We start from the raw sequence: 16730 nt of genomic DNA on the forward strand, positions 1-16730 counted from the left end.
GGGCGCGCCCGGAGTGGAACCGACACGCGCCGGTCCCGCGCGGGTCACGGGCGCACGGTTGCCGCGGCGATGAGGTCAGCGACGATCCGTGCCGTCTCCGCGGGCCGCTCCATCTGCGCGACGTGGCCCACGTCCTCGAAGACGGTCAGCGTGCTCCCGCGGATGTTGCGCACGACCTTCGGCGCCACCCCGACGCTGACCAGGAGGTCCCGGGCGCCCCACACGACGGCGGTGGGTACCGACACCGACCGCGCGGCGGCCCAGTGCGCGGCACCGAGGTCGACGAGCCAGCTGCGCACCAGCGCGTTGAAACTCGCCGCGAGCGCATCCGGGGCCCAGGCCATCGACGCCCGCGCCGCCGCCTGATCCACTGCCTGACGGCGGCGCACGGGCCCCATCACCGCCGGGTCGACCAGGATCTCGCGGAAGGTCTGGTCGACCTGCCGCTCGGGGTAGGCGCTCGCGATCAGGCGGAAGCCCGCGGGCCCCACCCCGGGTATCCGCACCAGAGTCAGCGGCAGGAACTGCAGCCGGCGGATCCGCGGACGCAGGTCGGGGAAGGCGGGCGAGATCAGGGTCAACGAGCGCAGCAGGTCTGGCCGGAGCATCGCGACCCGGACGGCGATCGCGCCGCCGAGGGAGTTCCCCAGCAGGTGGATACCCCCGCCGCGCACCGCGACGAGCGTCTCGAGGTAGGCGATCACGGTCTGCGCGAACTCGTCGATCGAGTAGTCGCCGTCCACGGGCGGGTCCGAGAGCCCGAAGCCGGGAAGGTCCAGGGCGTACGAGGCGACGACCGGCGCGAGTACCTGCCCCAGATCGGTCCAGTTGATCGACGAGCCGCCCAGACCGTGGATCATCACCGCGGTGGGGCGCGCATCGCGGGCGGCCGTGATCGCCGCGGCCGCGTCGACGTGGCGCACGAACACCCGTCGTCCGCGCAGCGTCACGAACGCCCCGGGCCAGACATCGCTGGTCCGATTCACCTGTGCAAGTGCCGACACACCGGGCAGCTTGCCAGAGCGGACCGGGGCCGGCGAAGACGCCGGAGTATTGTTCACTGGTCAGGACCGCACGGCGCGGCCCGGAAACGATGAGGTGAAGCACATGGCGGACCTGGGCGCGACGACCCCTGCGGGCGACACCCGCAGCGGGACGAATCCTGCGCCGCGCCGCACCGCCCGGCTCCCGCGCAGCGCGCGGCGCATCCAGTTGCTCGAGGCCGCGAGCAGCGTCTTCGTCGATCTGGGCTACCACTCCGCGGGGATGGACGAGATCGCGGTCCGCGCCGGAGTCAGCAAACCGGTGCTCTACCAGCACTTCCCGGGCAAGCTGGAGCTGTACGTGGCCGTCCTGAACTCGCACAGCGAGGCCCTGGTCACCGGCGTCCGCGAGGCGTTGAGCAGCTCCACCGACAACCACGAGCGCGTGATCGGCGCCGTCCGTTCCTTCTTCGACTTCGTCGACCGCGACAGCATGGGCTACAAGCTGATCTTCGAGTCCGACGTCCTCGAGCCCGTGGTGCAGGAGCGCGTCGAGAGCGCGGTGGACGCGTGCATCGACTCCGTCTACGACGTGGTCGCGCAGGACTCGGGGCTCGATCCGTATCGCGCGCGGATGCTGGCGGTCGGACTCGTCGGCGCCAGCCAGGTCAGCGCCCGGTACTGGCTGTACGCGGATCGTCCCATCCCCAAGGAGGAGGCGGTGGCGACCACCGTCGAGCTGCTGTGGGGCGGGCTGAGCCGAGTGCCGCTGCAGGCCCAGCGCCGCAACCCCTGATTCCCCAAGACCTCATCAACGCCGCGTCAGGCCCTCCCCCAGTGGCCGTGAACGCCGCATGAAGTCCTTCGGAAGCGGCAGCGTCGTGTCCGCATTTGCCCGGTTCGCGGTCGCTAGCGTCAGCGAGTGCCAACTCCCCGGCGGTGGGTCGCCCCCACCGCGTTCACCCTCGCCGCGGTCGTCGCCGTGGCCGGTGGCGCATACCTCCTGACGTCCGGCGGGGCGGCGTCCGACGGGGCGAGGGGCGGGAGCACCGTGCCCGCGGGGACCGTGGCGCTCACGGCGAAGGTCGATGGCTGCGCCGGACCGGCCGGCACCGTCGGCGCCGGGAACCGGACTTTCGCCGTCACCAACACCTCGACCCGCTCGCTCGAACTCGCGCTCGCCGGGCCCGACGGCGCGGTCTACGCCGAACTCGACGCACTGGCTCCCCAGGCCACCCGCCTGCTGCGGGTCGCGCTCGGGTCCGGCGAGTACCACTTCGAGTGCTACTTCGCGGAGACGGACGTCGTGACCGGGCCGTCGTTCCGGGTCCCGGGCGACGCACCCCGCGGCCCCGCGGTGATCCCCACCTCCACGCAGGACCTCACCCCCGCGACCCTGGCCTACCAGAACTGGGTCGGCGGGCGCCTGCCCGCGCTCCGCGAAGCCGTCGCCGCGCTGAAGGCGGCGCAGGGCCTCGACGCCCAGCGCACCGCCTGGCGCTCGGCGCACCGGCTCTACGAGACGCTCGGCGCGGCCTACGACGCCTTCGGCGACTGGGACCGGAAGATCAACGGCCGCGGCACCACCGGTGATGCGACCGGCTTCCACGCGATCGAAGCCGCGCTCTGGGCCCCCTCCCCGACGGTGCCCGCCGAGCTGGAAGGCACGCTGGCCCGGGACGTCGACGGCCTGCTGGGCGACTATCCGTCGCTCGCGGTCGAGCCGGTGCAGATCGGCCTGCGCGCGCACGAGATCACCGAGAACACCATCGAATTCACGCTCACGGGCGCCGACGACGCCGGGTCCCACACGGGGCTCGACATCGCTCGTGCCAACCTCGAGGGCACCCGCCGCGTGCTCGACGCGCTCGACGCCGTACTGGCCCCGCGCTACGCGCGCCTGCCGCAGGCCCGCGCCGCGCTCGAGCGCGCCGACACCGTGTGCGCGGAGCTGGCCGACCGGTTCCCCGATCAGCCGCTCTCCGACCTCCCCCGCGCGGACCGGCAGCGGCTGAACACCGCCTTCGGGGGCCTCGCCGAGCTGCTCGCCCCGATCGCCGCGATCGCCGACGTGCGGCGGACCAAGTGAGGGCCACGCGGCGCGGGTTCCTCGGCGGCACAGCGGCCGCCGCGGGCCTGGCCGGCCTCACCGCCTGCGCGCGCGACGGGGCGGCACCGTCGGCGCAGGCCCCGCGCGAACAGCGGCACGCGAGCTACGCCGCCTTCGACGTGACGTGCGCCTCCCAGGCCGAGACCGACGAGCTGCTGCGCACTCTCGCCGAACGGACCCGGATGCTGCGGCAGCCGCACACACCGGTCTCCACCGCGATCACCGCGCCGCCCGCCGACTCCGGCACCCTCGGTCCCGAGCTCGACGGCGCCCCCGACCTGACCGTGAACATCGGCTACGGGGCGAGCTTCTTCGACCGCTGGCACACCGACCGGCGACCGGCGGGTATCCGGCCCATGCGCGCCTTCGACGACGATCGCCTCGATCCCGCCCGGTGCCACGGCGACCTGCTGTTGGAGATCCGGGCCGCCGACCAGGACACCGTGCTGCACGCGCTCCGGGACCTCAGCCGCGCCGGTCGCGGCGGCCTCGCACCGCGGTGGCGGCAGGACGGCTCGCAACCGGCCCCCAGGCCCGACGGCGCGCCGCGCAACCACTTCGGGTTCAAGGACGGGACCGCCAACGTGCGGCCCGAGGAATTCGACCGGTTGGTGTGGCTCGACGGTGCCGCCCAGCCGTGGACCCGCGGCGGAACCTTCCTCGTGGTGCGCCTGATCCGGATGCTCACCGAGTTCTGGGACCGGATCTCGCTGTCGGAGCAGGAGAACATCTTCGGCCGCGACCGGGCCAGCGGCGCGCCGCTCGACGGCAGCAGCGAGCTCGACGTGCCCCAGTACGCCGACGACCCGGGCGGCGATGTCATCCCGCTGACCAGTCACATCCGGCTCGCGAACCCGCGCACCGAGGAGACCGACGGCTCCCGGATCTTCCGGCGCGCCTACAACTACGCGGGCGGGATCGATCGCAACGGCAATCTCGATCTCGGGCTGATCTTCACCTGCCTGCAGCGCGATATCGCCGCCCAGTTCGAGGCGACCCAGCTACGGCTGAGCGGCGAGCCGCTCACCGACTACATCGCCCCGTTCGGGGGCGGCTACTTCTATCTTCCGCCCCGCGACGCGGGGACGGACTGCTCCACGACAGGAGGCATACTGTGAATCCTTTCCGCTCCCCCGATCGATGGCGGCGTGCGGCGGCGCTCGCCGGCGCCGCGGCCCTCACGGCGACGGCCGGCGCCGTCGGCGCACCGTCGGCCCTCGCCGACCCCGGCGACACCGCCACGCCGATCAAGCACGTGGTGGTGATCTTCAACGAGAACATCTCCTTCGACCACTACTTCGGCACCTACCCGGTGGCGGCGAACACGCCCGGGGAGAAGCTGCAGGGCTCGGGCCTCGACGCGCCTCGGTTCACCGCCGCGCCCGGAACCCCCGCGGACGTCAACACCTTCACCCGCGCCGGCCTCGCGGGCGAGCGGAATCCCAACAAGTACAAGCCCTTCCGGTTCACGCCCGGCCAGGCCGTGACCTGCGACCAGAACCACGAGTACACCGCTGAGCAGGAGGCCGCCAACGGCGGCGCGATGGACAAGTTCGTCGAGTTCACCACCAAGGACAAGTGCGCCTCGTCCGGGCCCGGCATGTTCGAGCACCCGGGCTCGGTGATGGGCTACTACGACGGCAATACCGTCACCGGCCTCTGGAACTACGCGCAGAACTACACCCTGAACGACAACTTCTGGTCGACCCAGTTCGGGCCGTCGACCCCCGGCGCGATCAACCTGATCTCCGGGCAGACCCACGGCGTCGAGTCCTACGACGCCGCCACCGGCGAGAAGACCACGGCGCCGGACAAGTACACCGTCGGCGCTCCCGACGCCTCCGGCGTGGGCACGATCTATGAGGATCCGGACCCGCTGTACGACGACTGCTCGAACAAGAACCGCACCGGCAAGGACGCACTGGCGGCCATGCGGGGCAAGAACATCGGCGACCTCTTGAACGAGAAGGCCGTCAGCTGGGGCTGGTTCCAGGGCGGCTTCCGCCCCTCGACCGCCGCCGCCGGAAGCGCCCGCGCGCTGTGCAACACCACGCACAGGAACGTGGCCGGCAACGCGTCCATCGACTACAGCCCGCACCACAACCCGTTCGCCTACTACGAGTCCACCGCCAACGAGCACCACGTGGCTCCCGCGTCCGTCGCGGAGGTCGGCCACGACGGTCCGGCGAATCACAACTACGACCTCACCGACTTCGACGCCGCGCTGGGCGCCGGGAACCTGCCCGCGGTGAGCTTCCTCAAGGCCGGCGAGTACCAGGACGGCCACGCCGCGTACTCGGATCCGCTCGACGAGCAGACCTTCATCACCACCTACGTCAACCGGCTGCAGCAGTCGAAGGACTGGTCCGCGACCGCGGTGATCCTCGCCTACGACGACTCGGACGGCTGGTACGACCACCAGGCGCCCGTGATCCTCTCCGGCAGCATGGATCCGAAGCTGGACAAGGCGATCTGCGCGAACGCCCCCGCTCCCGCGATCGCCGGACAGTCCGTGCGCTGCGGGCCCGGCACCCGGCAGCCCTTCCTGCTGATCTCGCCCTTCGCCCGGAAGAACGTGGTCAATCACGACGCCATCGAGCAGGCCTCGATCACCAAGTTCCTCGAGGACAACTGGCGGACGGGCCGGATCGCGGATTCGGCGGACGAGCGCTCCGGAAAGCTGGACGGCCTCTTCGACTTCGGGGCGTCCCGCACGGACAAGGTGTGGCTGAACCAGGTCACCGGCGCCGTGGTCGACGCACCGCCGCCCGCCGACCAGGGCGCGCAGGCAGCCGGCGTCAAGGGCGCACCGTCGAGTTCCGCGCCGGCCTCGCCGAGCGCGACGCAGGCCGCGGGTGAGTCGAGGAGCTCGTCGACGACGTGGCTGTGGGTCGGCGTCCCCGTCGTGGCCCTGGTGCTGGTCGGCGTCGGCGTCTGGGCGCTGCGCAGCCGCCGGTCCGAGCAGTAGCCGCACTGCGGTCGTTCTCCTGCGGTTTCCGTGGGAGAACGACCGCACTCGCGGTCACGGGCGGGGTTCGGGTTGGCCGAGCCGACTTTGGGGCGCGAGGTCAGCCGATCCCGACCGTCTGCCGGTCGGGTTCGATGAGCAGCACGATCCTGTCGAGGTCGCGCGCATAGGGCTGTCCCGTGTAGGTCATCGCGATCCGGTCGATGATGGCCCAGCCGGGTTCGCCGTCGACCCACTCCACGACCCGGCCGCGGATCGTGACGGGCCGGAACGGATCGTCCGCGGGGGCGATGGACAGCGCGACACGGGGGTCCCGGCGCAGGTTTCGAGCCTTCTGCGAGGCCGGGCCGGTGAACACCGCGATGCGCTCGCCCTCCACGCCGACGAAGACCGGAACGACGTGCGGTGCACCGTCGTCCAGGACGGTCGCGACGTGGGCGAGGGAGCCGCCCTCGATCGCGGCCCGGACGTCCGGCCGGATCATCGGAGCACCTCGTAGCGCAGGTGCGTGACGGTGGGCGTGGCCACGGCTTCGAGCAACCGCAGTTCGATGTGCCGCTCGAGGTCGTGGAACATGCGACGCCCCGCTCCGAGCACGATCGGGACCTGGTGCAGCACCACCTCGTCGACGAGCCCCGCGCGCAGGGCCTCCGTGAGCACGACGCCGCCCATCAGCGCGACGTCCTTCTCCCCCGCCGCCTCGCGGGCCGCGGCGATCGCGTCGCCGATGCCGGTGGTGATCAGCGTCTGTCGGCCGCCCATCTGCGGCGCCGGCCGGTGACTGAGCACGAACAGCGGCGCGGTCGGGTGCGGCGCCCCGGTATCGCCGAAACGATCCGAGTCGTCGTACGTGGTGCGCCCGGCGACCGTGGCTCCGACGCGCGATGCGAGACCGTCGAAGACCGGTGCACTGCCGGCGCTCAGCCGGAATCCGTCGAAGACGGCGCTCGGGGTGTCCCCGTCGAAGTACCAGTCGAACAGGCGGCCACCGTCGCCCAGTCCGTTGCCCGGGCGCGGGTCGCGGCCCGTGATGAATCCGTCGACGGACACCGAGAGCCCGCACACCACCGTGGTCATGATCGATCCTTTCAGAGTTCCTTCAAGAGACTCCATCACCGTAACAGGTATAGTCTCTTCAGGGAACCCTGAATCGAGGAACGGATCGCGACCGATGCAACGCACCGACTTCAGCGAAATGGCGTGCTCCATCGCCCGCACCGCGGATGTGATCGGCGAACCCTGGTCGCCGCTGGTCCTGCGCGACATCTGGGTCGGGATGCACAGGTTCGACGAGATCCAGGCGGACCTGGGGATCTCCCGGAAGGTGCTGACCGAGCGGCTGAACCACCTCGTGCACCACGGCGTCCTCGAACGCAGGCCCTACGACGGCCGCCCGCGCTACGAGTACCACCTCACCCGGAAGGGCTCCGAACTGGTCGACGTCCTCATGGTGATGGCCGGGTGGGGCGATCGCTGGCTCTCCGCAGAAGCCGACCCGCCGGGGCCGCCCGTCCTCTACCGCCACCACGCGTGCGGGGAGATCGCCGCGGTCGACCTGCGGTGCGAGCGGTGCGGGAAACCCATGCACGCGGACGACATCGACGTTCTGCCCGGCCCCGGCGCGGTGGCGCGCGGATGACCGGCGCCCGGCTCCGTCGGGCGACGCACCGTCACGCTGCGCGGTGCATGAGCATCTCGATCGGGCCGCGCGAGAACCGCCGGGTCCAGAGCGCCGAGACCAGGAGCAGGCAGGCCATCACGGCGACGTACACCGCCACCGTGAACGTGAGCCGGTGCTCGGCCCCGTACCGCGCCGCGAGGCCGAGCCCCCAGCCGTAGCAGAGCACCGAGGCGATCACGTTCTGCAGCACGTAGCAGCTCAGCGCCGTTCTGCCGACGTTGCCGAGCGCGCCCCCGATGCGCCCGACGTCCCGCCGCTGGTAGAACTCGGCGACCAGCGCGAGCAGACCCAGCGCGACCAGCGGGGCGATCACGTACCGCCCCACGAAGACCGCGGGCCCCGACAGGCCGAGCGGCGCGCCGGCGATCCCGACCGCGAGGTCCACGGGCGCCGCGACCCCGCCGACGACGAGCAGCCGCCGGCGCAGGGCGGCACCGTCGGGCAGGAAGATCCCGGCCTGGAACAGCCGTGCCCCCGTGAGGAACATGGCGATGGTCAGCGGGATCATGAAGATCGTCTCCGCGCGGAAGAGCAGCCCGTGGTCGATGCGGAAGGCCGCGAGATCCCAGAACGAGCCGTCCGCATAGGGATTGGCGGCCGAGCGTTCCGCCACCGGCCCGCCGTCGGCCGGCAGCATCATCCCGATCACCGCGAGCGCGACCACCGTGAGGTGCACGGAGACCGCGCCGATCGCCCACCGCCTCCGCACGATAGGCCGCAGGATCAGCAGCGCGGAGACCAGGAAGGACACCAGGGCGTAGCCCATCAGCACGTCGAACTCGGCGACGAGGACGAAGTGGACCAGCCCGTCGAAGAAAAGGACCAGCGCGCGCCGCCAGTAGCGACCCGGCCAGGGCTTCGCATGCCGGGCGGCGGAGGCCTGCTGGATCGCCAGGCCCACCCCGAACATCAGGCTGAGCAGGCCGAGGAACTTGCCCTGCGCGAGGGTCTGCAGGATCCGGATCGGCAGCGCCTCCGCGCCCACCGAGCCGAGGTAGCCGACCATGCCGCGCGGTTCGGTGAAGATCCACACGTTCGTGCCGAAGGTGCCCAGGATGGCGATCCCGCGGGCCGTGTCGAGCGAGGCGATGCGGCGCGTCGTGGGCGCCGTCGTGTCGGTCGTCGTCATGGGACCAACCCTCCCCGGAGCGACGAGGACCCCGCGACCACCGGATGGTGGTAGCGGGGTCCGTCGTTCGGGGGACCTACTCGGCCGACGCCTCGGCGGGCGCGGCGGCCTCGGTCTTCTTCGCGCCGGAACGGCGGCGACGGCGCCGCTTGCGGGCCGGGGCGTCGCCCTCGGCACCGTCGTTCGACGGTGCGCCGTCGGCCTGCGGGGCCTCCGCGACGGCCTCGGCGGGCGCGGCACCGTCGACCTTCTTGCCGCCGCGGGTGCGCGTCCGGGTCCGCGTGCGGGTGCTCTCGCGCTTCTCCCGCGGCGCGCGCTCGACGACCTCGCCCTCGGCGCGCTTGCGCACGCCCGGCAGGCTGCCCTTGACGCCCGGATCGATGCCGAGGTCGGTGAACAGGTGCTCGCTGGAGCTGTAGGTCTCGACCGGCTCGGGCTTGCCGAGGCCGAGGGCCTTGTCGATGAGCTCCCAGCGGTGCAGCTCGTCCCAGTCGACGAGAGTGACGGCGGTGCCGGTCTTGCCGGCGCGGCCGGTGCGGCCGATGCGGTGTACGTAGGTCTTGTCGTCCTCGGGGCACTGGAAGTTGATGACGTGGGTGACGTCGTCGATGTCGATGCCGCGGGCGGCGACGTCGGTGGCGACGAGCACGTCGATCGATCCGTCCCGGAACTTGCCGAGCGCCTTCTCGCGGGCGACCTGGCCGAGGTCGCCGTGCACGGCGCCGACCTTGAAGCCGCGCTCGGCGAGCTCGTCGGCGACCTTCTGCGCCGTGCGCTTCGTCCGGGTGAAGATCATCGTGGCGCCACGGCCCTCGGCCTGCAGCACCTTCGCGACCAGCTCCGTCTTGTCGAGGGCGTGGGCGCGGTAGACGAACTGGGTGGTCCGCTCGTGCACCGCGGAGTCGTCGTGGTGCTCGGCGCGCACGTGGGTGGGCTGGTTCAGGAACGTGCGGGCCAGCGTGATGATCGGGCCCGGCATGGTGGCGGAGAACAGCATGGTCTGGCGGTCGGTGGGGACCATGCCGAGGACCTTCTCGATGTCCGGGAGGAAGCCGAGATCGAGCATCTCGTCGGCCTCGTCGAGCACCAGGATCTGGATCTTGCCGAGGACCAGGTGGCCCTGGTTCGCGAGGTCGAGGAGGCGGCCGGGCGTGCCGACGACCACGTCGACGCCCTTCTGCAGGGCCTCGATCTGCGCCTCGTAGGGACGTCCGCCGTAGATCGAGGTGATCCGCAGGTCGCGCTCACCCTTGGTGGTCTGCACGCGTACGCCGTCAGAGGCCTGCTCCAGGTCGTCGGTGACCTGCACGCACAGCTCGCGGGTCGGGACGATGATCAGGGCGCGGGGCGTGCCGTCGAGCGCCCGCAGGCCGTCCTCGCCGACGGCCGCGCGGGCCTGCGTGATCAGGCGGTTGAGCAGCGGCACGCCGAAGCCGTAGGTCTTGCCCATGCCCGTGCGGGCCTGGCCGATGAGGTCGTTGCCGGCCAGCGCCAGCGGGAGGGTCAGCTCCTGGATGGCGAAGGTGCGCTCGATGCCCCGCTTGCCGAGGGCATCGACGATGCCCTGGTCGACGCCCAGTTCGGCGAAGCTCGGGGAGACGTGATCGTCGCCGATCACGTGGACGTCGGGCAGGCCCTCCTCGACGGCGGGCTCGGTGTGGATGTCGTTGTTCGTCGTGGTGATGGGGGAGGTAATGGTTCTGCCTTTCATCGGCGGCGGTGGCGTCGCGTTCATTTCTCACGCGCGCACTGTTCCGGCCAATGAATCCCCGGTCCGTCACGGACCGTCATCGTCGCCTCGACACCCTGCCGATCGGCGGCGGGGTCGGAGTGCGCGCACAACTACCGGCGACCGAAGTCGATCGCTACGACCATGGTACCCGCCCCTGCGGCCCGCACTAGCATGTGCACCATGAGCGAACAGTCGCAGGATCGGGGAATCACGGCGGAGCACCCGGGCATCGCGGCCCTGTTCGCAGTGTTGGCGTACGGCGAGCTGGCCGCTTTCGAGCGGCTCGCCCGGGAATCCGAGATGGCGCCGGACCTTCGGGGCCGGATCGCCGTCTCGTCGATGGCGGCGGCACAGATGCGCAACTTCGAGCTGTTGGCGACGGAGCTGGACCGCCGCGGCCAGGACGTCGCCGTCGCGACCGCCCCGTTCGCGCCCGTGATCACCCGCTACCACGAGCGGACGACGCCGCGGAACTGGAACGAGGCGCTGGTCAAGGCCTACATCGGCGACGGGCTCGCCGCCGACTTCTACTCCGAGATCGCGCGGGCCCTGCCCGGCCAGCCCGCGACGATCGTCGCGGCCGTGCTCTCCGAGACCAGCGAATCCGACTTCGCGGTGGAGCGGGTCCGCTCGGCCGTGGCCACGAACCCGGCGTTGCGCTCCCCGCTCACGCTCTGGGGCCGTCGACTGCTGTCCGAGGCCATCACCCAGGCGCAGGAGGTGCTCGCCACCCGCGACGAGCTGGCCGCGCTGCTGTTCGCGCATTCCGGCGACCTGCCCGGCGTGGCGCAGTTCTTCGAATCTCTGCAGACCCGGCACGCCGAGCGGATGGCGACGCTCGGCCTCGGCTGACTGCCCTCAGCAGAATCGACGGCCTCGCCCCGCCCGGCGGCAGTGCCGGCGGATAACCTCGTGGCATGGAGATCAAGATCGGTATCGCGGACTCGAACCGCGAACTCGTGGTGCAGAGCAAGGACCAGGCCGACGACGTGAAGAAGGCCGTCGGCGACGCGCTCGCCGGGCGCACCGAGCTGCTGGAGCTCACGGACGAGAAGGGCAAGCAGTACCTGGTGCCCGCCGCCCGTGTCTCCTACGTCGAGATCGGCACCACGGAGAGCCGCTCGGTCGGCTTCAACGCCAGCTGACAGACCGGCCGGCAGCGAGGGCGGCTTGCCGGGACGGCAGGTGACGGGGCCGGGCGACGCCCGCCAGTAGGCTCGGGCGCGTGGTGAAACCCGAACGCAGGACGCGACTCGATCTGGCCGTTTCGGCCGCGGTCCTGGTCGCCGTGGTGGTCGCGGGCTTCGTGGCGTGGACGACGGGCTCGGCCAGCAAGGCCGTCAGCGAGACGGTCCCCGCACCGTCGACGGTGGCGGGCAACCTCGCCGAACTCCCCGCCACCCTCCGCCCGGTGTGGACCGCGGAGTCGGACCGTCCGGCCCTGACCGTGGCGAGTACCGGCACGCTCGTCCTGACCCGTGGCGGCGAGGTCTCCGCGCACGACCCCGTTACCGGCGCGCGCACCTGGCGGTACCAGCGCGAGACCGACACCTGCGGGCTCATCGACAACTCCGGCCTGGTCCTGGCCTTCTACCGAGACGTCCGCGGTTGCGGCGAGGTGATGGCCCTCGATCCCCGCACGGGGCAGCGCCGCGCCAGCCGCACCAGTCGCGAGGACCACGATGTGACGCTGACCGGCGACGGCAACTACGTCGTCGTCCAGGGGCCCACGCGCGTCGACGTCTTCCGCTCGGACCTGGTGCGCACCGTCGAATACGGGAAGCCGGACGTGCCGGTGAACCCCGGCGTGCAGCCGCGTTCCGGCTGCACGATCGGGTCCGCGATCCCCGCGGGCGCGTCGCTCGTCGTCCTCGAGGCGTGCCCCACCGAGCCCTTCCCCCGGTTGACGGTGATCGGCATCTCCCCGAAGGAGGCCGCCGAGCCGCAGGAGAGTTCATCGTCGGTGGTACCGGACCTCGGTGCCGCCGCCCCGGAGGGTGGAGATCGAGCTCGGTTGATCACCGCGACGGCGAACGGCGCGGTCGTCTACGTGCCGGCGCAGGACGGACGAGACGCGCGAGTGACCACCGTCGACCTGCACGGCCGCACGCTGCAGTCGGTCGACGTGACCACCTCGCCCGGCGGCGCCCCGCGCGCCGTGCCGGTGGTGACGGAGGCGGGCATCGCTGCGTTCTTCACCGGCACCGCGACCGTGGTGGTCGACGCGGCATCGCTCACCACGCAGATGGTGATCCCCGAGACCCGCGGGCCGGGCACCGTCATCGGCGGACGGCTCGTCGTGCCCGGGCCCACCACGTTGAGCGCCTACGACCTGCGCACGCGCGCGATGGCCCGGTTCACCCCCCTCGACAAGCCCGGCTACACGGGCGGGCCGGTCCTCCTCGCGCAGGCCGGCGACACGCTGGTCGCGCAATGGGGGTCGACGGTGCAGGCCTACCGCTCGGCGTGAGCCCGCCCGACCGTCATTCGGCCGCCCAGGTGACGAGCGGCGCACCGTCGGAGATGTGGGCCTTGACGCTCTGCGCCAACTCGCGATAGGCGGTGGCGCCCTTGTTCTTCCGGCCCGCGAGGACGGTTCGGCCCGCGGCGTTGGCCTCGGCGAACCGGACGGTGCGCGGGATCGGCGGGGCGAGCACGGCGAGGTCGTAGCGGTCGGCGACGTCGGAGAGGATGTCGCGGCTGTGGGTGGTGCGCGCGTCGTAGAGGGTGGCGATCGCCCCGAGCATGCTCAGCTCGGGATTGGTGATGGCCTGCACGTCGCGGACCGTCTTGAGCAGCTGCCCCACGCCGCGGTGCGCGAGCGTCTCGCACTGCAGCGGAATGGCGACGGCGTCCGCGGCGGTCAGCCCGTTGAGGGTCAGCACGCCCAGGCTGGGCGGGCAGTCGATGATCACCACGTCGAACCGGTCCGCGACCTCCGCGAGCGCCCGCTTGAGCGCGTACTCGCGGCCCGCGCGCATCAGCAGCAGCGCCTCCGCGCCCGCGAGGTCCAGCGTCGCGGGCAATACCGTGACGCCGTCCTCGGTCTCGAGCAGCACCTCGTCGATCTTCTTGTCCCCCAGCAGGACGTCGTGGACGCTGTGCTCGATGCGGTCCGGATTGTGGCCGAGCGAGAAGGTCAGGCAGCCCTGCGGGTCCAGGTCGACGACGAGGACGCGGGCACCGAGCTCAGCGAGCGCCGCCCCGAGACTGGCGACCGTGGTGGTCTTCGCGACGCCGCCCTTCTGGTTGGCGACGGCCAGGACGAACGGGGAGTCACCGGACATGCTGCGAGGGTACCCACCCATGGGCGACGATGGCGGGGTGAGTACCAGCACGCGCCTCGTCTACATCCGCCACGGCGAGACCGAATGGTCACGCTCGGGCCGCCATACCGGCGCCACCGACATCGACCTGACCGAGACCGGAACGGAGCAGGCACGGGCCCTCGCGCCGGTCCTCGACTCCCTGGCGCTCGAGAACCCCACCGTCTGGGTCAGCCCCCGACACCGCGCCGCCCGCACCGCGGAACTGGCCGGTCTCAGTGTGACCGGGGTCGACCCCGACCTCGCCGAATGGGACTACGGCGACTACGAGGGCCGCACCAGCGCCGAGATCCGCGTCGACGATCCCGGCTGGACGGTCTGGCGGTCCGGCGCGCCCGGCGGCGAGTCGATGGAGCATGTGTCCGCGCGGGTGGACCGGGTGCTCGAGCGGGCTCGGGCCGCCATGGCCGACGGTGACGTCGTCCTCGTCGCGCACGGACACCTCGGACGGGTCCTCACCGCCCGGTTCCTGGGCCAGGCACCGGAATTCGGCCGGCACGTGATGATCCTGCCCGCCTCCGCCGCCGTCTTCGGCTTCGACCGCGACGACGTCCCCCAGGTCACCCGGTTCGGACTCACGGGCTACGCCGCTGCACACTACGCGGGACGCTGACGACGTCAGTCCCGGCGGTACTCGCCCTCGAGCCAGGCCACCGTCGGCGGGCTGAACATCAGGACCAGCACGACGATCGCGGGCACGAGCAGGGGATAGCCGAGGACCGGCGAGCTCTGGGCGAACGCGCCACTGATGCCGGTGAGGCCCAGCAGGAGGTTGGTCAGCACGCCCAGCGCACGGCCCCAGCGCAGCCCGCGGAGGAGCGCGACGCCGCCGGCGAGGACGGCCGCGCCGATCGGGATCATCCAGAAGGCGATGCCGTAGGCCCCGGTCGTGGTGTCCGCCGTGCCGGTGATCGCGCGAACGAGCTCCACCACCCCGACGACCAGCGCCACCAGACCCTCGATCGCGACGATGACGCCCGCCGCGCGGGCCGTGCCGGGGGCCGCGGTGCGGGTGGCGCCGGATCGCTTCGTACGGGAACGGGTGGCCGCCGGGCGGGAGTCCCCGCCTCCGTTGGTCGATGTCACGACCCCAGGGTATCGGGACCGTCTGGGTAGGCTGCTCGGTGTGCGCGCGCTGCTGATCTCCAACCCCAACGCCACGTCCATCACCGCGGCGGGTCGAGACCTCGTAGCGATGGCCTTGGCGTCCACGCTGGACGTCACCCTGGCGCAGACCGAACACCGAGGCCACGCGGCCGAACTCGCCGCCGCGGCCCGCGCGGACGGCACCGACCTGGTGATCGTCCACGGCGGCGACGGCACGGTGAACGAGGTGGTCTGCGGGATCCTCGGGCGGGAGGGTCTGCCCGGCGAGGCGGCCGCCACGGCACCCGAGTCCCTCCCGGCGGTCGCGGTGATCCCCGGCGGCAGCGCGAACGTCTTCGCCCGCTCCCTCGCGGTGCCCCGCGACCCGGAGGAGGCCACCGTCCACCTCACCGACCTCCTGGCGCGGCGCAGCTTCCGCACCATCGGCCTGGGCTGCGCCGATGACCGCTACTTCCTGTTCAACGCGGGCATGGGCGTCGACGCCGAGGTCATCGCGAACATGGAGGCGCTGCGGGAGAAGGGCAAGGCCGCGACCTCCGCGCGGTACGTGCGCACCTCCATCCGCACCTTCTTCCAGGCCGCACGACGCGAGCCGAGGCTCACCGTCCACCTGCCGGGCGACGAGCCGGGGACCTGGACGGACGTCGACGGCGTGCACTTCGCCTTCGTCTCCAACGCCAGCCCGTGGACCTTCCTGGGCAACCGCGCCGTCTTCACCAACCCCGGCACCGACTACGGCACCGGGCTGGGCGTCTTCGCGTCGCGCTCCATGCGCACGATCCCGAACCTGATGCTGGTGCGACAGATGCTCTCGGCGCGACGCACCAAGGGGCCGACGGTGCGCCACCTCGTCCGGCACGACGACCTGCGCGAACTGCGCGTCAGCAGCGAGATCCCGGTACCGACCCAGGTCGACGGGGACCATCTCGGCGACCGCACCGAGGTCCGGTTCTGGTACTCGCCGGAGCGCATCCGGGTGGTCGCCGACCTGCCGCCGCTGCCGCCCGTGCGCTGAGCCCTCGACCGCCCGCCTCCGCTCGTCCCACCGGACTCGGCGTGACCCGATCGGCGGCACCGGAAGAGCGATCGATCACGACGGCGCAGAAAACTATTGCATACCCGCAGCTTGTGTGGATATTCTTGCGGGAACGCCGCCGGACCGGCAGGAGTGTAGTACACGCCTCGGACAGGGTCCCTCACCGCCCCCGCTGTGAGATCCCCCACCTCTGAGCCGGAATCTATTGACTCTTGCTGAGAACGTGGAAATATTCATGACGTAACAACGCGGAAACAGTTCGGTTCCCTCCGCGTTAACAGCCTGGAAATTCGGTGTCGGATCGACACCTGCGATGAGTGGCGCGCCCGCGCGCCTGAAGGAGTGTACTGACATGGATTGGCGCCATAAGGCCATCTGTCGTGACGAGGATCCGGAGCTGTTCTTCCCTGTGGGCAACAGCGGTCCGGCCATCGCGCAGATCGCGGACGCCAAGCTGGTCTGCAACCGCTGCCCCGTGACCGCCGAGTGCCTCGCGTGGGCCCTCGAGTCCGGTCAGGACGCCGGTGTGTGGGGTGGCATGAGCGAGGACGAGCGTCGCGCGCTCAAGCGTCGCAACGCGCGGACCCGCACGCGCACCGCTGTGTAGCAGCATCCGCTTCGACGAGGGCCCGGTGGATCTTCCCCGGGCCCTCGTCGT

Annotated in this window: 18 protein-coding genes; 11 read left to right on the forward strand and 7 right to left on the reverse strand. The window is 71.6% G+C overall.

Going from position 1 to position 16730, the window contains the following annotated elements; genetic code table 11:
* Positions 1 to 44: 44 nt before the first annotated feature.
* Entirely contained in the window at positions 45 to 1004 is a 960-nt protein-coding gene (locus tag AC21LY_RS15450) for an alpha/beta fold hydrolase (RefSeq protein WP_489047397.1), read from the reverse strand.
* Between the two features lie 103 nt (positions 1005 to 1107).
* On the opposite strand from AC21LY_RS15450, the gene fasR reads away from it, so the two are divergent.
* The 4 genes from fasR to AC21LY_RS15470 all read left to right on the forward strand — a co-directional run bounded on the left by fasR (position 1108) and on the right by AC21LY_RS15470 (position 6061).
* Positions 1108 to 1779 carry an HTH-type transcriptional activator FasR gene (fasR, locus tag AC21LY_RS15455; RefSeq protein ID WP_489047398.1) on the forward strand — a complete coding sequence of 224 codons (672 nt, stop codon included), beginning with the start codon at positions 1108 to 1110 and terminating at the stop codon, positions 1777 to 1779.
* A gap of 126 nt (positions 1780 to 1905) precedes the next feature.
* On the forward strand, positions 1906 to 3072 hold the full coding sequence (locus tag AC21LY_RS15460) for a hypothetical protein (protein WP_489047399.1): 1167 nt from the start codon (positions 1906 to 1908) through the stop codon (positions 3070 to 3072).
* On the forward strand, positions 3069 to 4211 hold the full coding sequence (locus AC21LY_RS15465; protein ID WP_489047400.1) for a Dyp-type peroxidase: 1143 nt from the start codon (positions 3069 to 3071) through the stop codon (positions 4209 to 4211). The genes AC21LY_RS15460 and AC21LY_RS15465 overlap by 4 nt, the downstream gene beginning before the upstream one ends.
* Complete coding sequence (locus AC21LY_RS15470; RefSeq protein WP_489047402.1) at positions 4208 to 6061, forward strand: phospholipase C; 1854 nt, start codon at positions 4208 to 4210, stop codon at positions 6059 to 6061. Before AC21LY_RS15465 ends, AC21LY_RS15470 begins: the two co-directional genes overlap by 4 nt.
* A gap of 100 nt (positions 6062 to 6161) precedes the next feature.
* On the opposite strand, the gene AC21LY_RS15475 is transcribed toward AC21LY_RS15470, so the two are convergent.
* Positions 6162 to 6545, reverse strand: coding sequence for a TIGR03618 family F420-dependent PPOX class oxidoreductase (locus AC21LY_RS15475; protein ID WP_489047403.1), 384 nt, complete (start codon positions 6543 to 6545; stop codon positions 6162 to 6164).
* Positions 6542 to 7138, reverse strand: coding sequence for a dihydrofolate reductase family protein (locus AC21LY_RS15480; RefSeq protein ID WP_489047404.1), 597 nt, complete (start codon positions 7136 to 7138; stop codon positions 6542 to 6544). The genes AC21LY_RS15475 and AC21LY_RS15480 overlap by 4 nt, the downstream gene beginning before the upstream one ends.
* A gap of 94 nt (positions 7139 to 7232) precedes the next feature.
* Between AC21LY_RS15480 and AC21LY_RS15485 the strand changes: the two genes are divergently transcribed.
* Positions 7233 to 7700: a winged helix-turn-helix transcriptional regulator gene (locus AC21LY_RS15485; protein ID WP_489047405.1), complete on the forward strand. Its 468-nt coding sequence runs from the start codon at positions 7233 to 7235 to the stop codon at positions 7698 to 7700.
* A gap of 31 nt (positions 7701 to 7731) precedes the next feature.
* Here the strand turns inward: AC21LY_RS15485 and AC21LY_RS15490 are convergent, their stop codons facing one another.
* Together AC21LY_RS15490 and AC21LY_RS15495 are read right to left on the reverse strand one after the other, a co-directional pair.
* A complete protein-coding gene (locus AC21LY_RS15490; protein ID WP_489047406.1) occupies positions 7732 to 8871 on the reverse strand; it encodes a DUF418 domain-containing protein in 1140 nt (379 codons plus the stop codon).
* Positions 8872 to 8947: 76 nt separating this feature from the next.
* Complete coding sequence (locus AC21LY_RS15495; protein ID WP_489047407.1) at positions 8948 to 10582, reverse strand: DEAD/DEAH box helicase; 1635 nt, start codon at positions 10580 to 10582, stop codon at positions 8948 to 8950.
* Between the two features lie 201 nt (positions 10583 to 10783).
* On the opposite strand from AC21LY_RS15495, the gene AC21LY_RS15500 reads away from it, so the two are divergent.
* The 3 genes from AC21LY_RS15500 to AC21LY_RS15510 all read left to right on the forward strand — a co-directional run bounded on the left by AC21LY_RS15500 (position 10784) and on the right by AC21LY_RS15510 (position 13073).
* The gene (locus tag AC21LY_RS15500) at positions 10784 to 11455 is read left to right on the forward strand and encodes a ferritin-like fold-containing protein (RefSeq protein ID WP_489047408.1); all 672 of its coding nucleotides are present in this window, start codon (positions 10784 to 10786) and stop codon (positions 11453 to 11455) included.
* Positions 11456 to 11520: 65 nt separating this feature from the next.
* Positions 11521 to 11748 (forward strand): DUF3107 domain-containing protein, encoded by a 228-nt coding sequence (locus AC21LY_RS15505; protein WP_489047409.1) that lies wholly within the window; start codon positions 11521 to 11523, stop codon positions 11746 to 11748.
* A gap of 80 nt (positions 11749 to 11828) precedes the next feature.
* The gene (locus AC21LY_RS15510) at positions 11829 to 13073 is read left to right on the forward strand and encodes an Rv3212 family protein (protein WP_489047410.1); all 1245 of its coding nucleotides are present in this window, start codon (positions 11829 to 11831) and stop codon (positions 13071 to 13073) included.
* 13 nt (positions 13074 to 13086) lie between these two features.
* Here AC21LY_RS15510 and AC21LY_RS15515 read toward each other — a convergent pair whose 3' ends face one another.
* Positions 13087 to 13890, reverse strand: coding sequence for a ParA family protein (locus AC21LY_RS15515; protein ID WP_489047411.1), 804 nt, complete (start codon positions 13888 to 13890; stop codon positions 13087 to 13089).
* A gap of 19 nt (positions 13891 to 13909) precedes the next feature.
* Here AC21LY_RS15515 and AC21LY_RS15520 point away from each other — a divergent pair, with 19 nt between their 5' ends.
* Entirely contained in the window at positions 13910 to 14542 is a 633-nt protein-coding gene (locus tag AC21LY_RS15520; RefSeq protein ID WP_489047412.1) for a histidine phosphatase family protein, read from the forward strand.
* Positions 14543 to 14547: 5 nt separating this feature from the next.
* On the opposite strand, the gene AC21LY_RS15525 is transcribed toward AC21LY_RS15520, so the two are convergent.
* A complete protein-coding gene (locus AC21LY_RS15525) occupies positions 14548 to 15015 on the reverse strand; it encodes a hypothetical protein (protein WP_489047413.1) in 468 nt (155 codons plus the stop codon).
* A 40-nt stretch (positions 15016 to 15055) separates the two neighbouring features.
* Between AC21LY_RS15525 and AC21LY_RS15530 the strand changes: the two genes are divergently transcribed.
* A complete protein-coding gene (locus tag AC21LY_RS15530) occupies positions 15056 to 16051 on the forward strand; it encodes a diacylglycerol/lipid kinase family protein (protein ID WP_489047414.1) in 996 nt (331 codons plus the stop codon).
* 373 nt (positions 16052 to 16424) lie between these two features.
* On the forward strand, positions 16425 to 16679 hold the full coding sequence (locus tag AC21LY_RS15535; protein WP_489047415.1) for a WhiB family transcriptional regulator: 255 nt from the start codon (positions 16425 to 16427) through the stop codon (positions 16677 to 16679).
* Positions 16680 to 16730 lie beyond the last annotated feature (51 nt).

The sequence above is a fragment of the Tsukamurella sp. II2bb genome (genome assembly GCF_057815145.1).

Bases quoted from the DNA above. Each gene is read 5' to 3' on its own strand.
- AC21LY_RS15515 (WP_489047411.1), bottom strand. From the start codon at position 13,890: ATGTCCGGTGACTCCCCGTTCGTCCTGGCCGTCGCCAACCAGAAGGGC.
- fasR (WP_489047398.1), top strand. From the start codon at position 1,108: ATGGCGGACCTGGGCGCGACGACCCCTGCGGGCGACACCCGCAGCGGG.
- AC21LY_RS15480 (WP_489047404.1), bottom strand. From the start codon at position 7,138: ATGACCACGGTGGTGTGCGGGCTCTCGGTGTCCGTCGACGGATTCATC.
- AC21LY_RS15485 (WP_489047405.1), top strand. From the start codon at position 7,233: ATGCAACGCACCGACTTCAGCGAAATGGCGTGCTCCATCGCCCGCACC.
- AC21LY_RS15520 (WP_489047412.1), top strand. From the start codon at position 13,910: ATGGGCGACGATGGCGGGGTGAGTACCAGCACGCGCCTCGTCTACATC.
- AC21LY_RS15475 (WP_489047403.1), bottom strand. From the start codon at position 6,545: ATGATCCGGCCGGACGTCCGGGCCGCGATCGAGGGCGGCTCCCTCGCC.
- AC21LY_RS15495 (WP_489047407.1), bottom strand. From the start codon at position 10,582: ATGAAAGGCAGAACCATTACCTCCCCCATCACCACGACGAACAACGAC.
- AC21LY_RS15505 (WP_489047409.1), top strand. From the start codon at position 11,521: ATGGAGATCAAGATCGGTATCGCGGACTCGAACCGCGAACTCGTGGTG.
- AC21LY_RS15500 (WP_489047408.1), top strand. From the start codon at position 10,784: ATGAGCGAACAGTCGCAGGATCGGGGAATCACGGCGGAGCACCCGGGC.
- AC21LY_RS15535 (WP_489047415.1), top strand. From the start codon at position 16,425: ATGGATTGGCGCCATAAGGCCATCTGTCGTGACGAGGATCCGGAGCTG.
- AC21LY_RS15490 (WP_489047406.1), bottom strand. From the start codon at position 8,871: ATGACGACGACCGACACGACGGCGCCCACGACGCGCCGCATCGCCTCG.